General features: G+C 60.5%; 1 protein-coding gene. It reads left to right on the top strand.

All coding sequences use genetic code 11. The features are described 5' to 3' along the window. Positions 1-212: hypothetical protein (locus tag ACYYG1_RS17790; RefSeq protein WP_461211661.1), on the top strand; the 212-nt coding region annotated here is incomplete at its 5' end. Positions 213-243 lie beyond the last annotated feature (31 nt).

A 243-nucleotide genomic window follows, 5' to 3' on the forward strand; every position in this document is an offset into this window, starting at 1 on the left:
GGCGCGGGCTCGAAACGCCGGTGATCGATACCGCATTGTCGCTGTTCAATCTCGGCGCCTGCGCCATCTATCTCTATCTTATGCTGGGCACGGTCTATAATCTCCGCCCGGCGCCGCGCGTCGCGGCGTCGATCTTTCTCGCTATCGTCGTGGCCAGCCTTGTCCTCGGCTATCGCTTCACAATCTTCCTGGTCACGCTCTATACGACCTGAAACCGTTCCAGAGGATTGCCCCGCCCATGCC

This window comes from Desulfocurvus sp. DL1XJH-121, assembly GCF_054819825.1.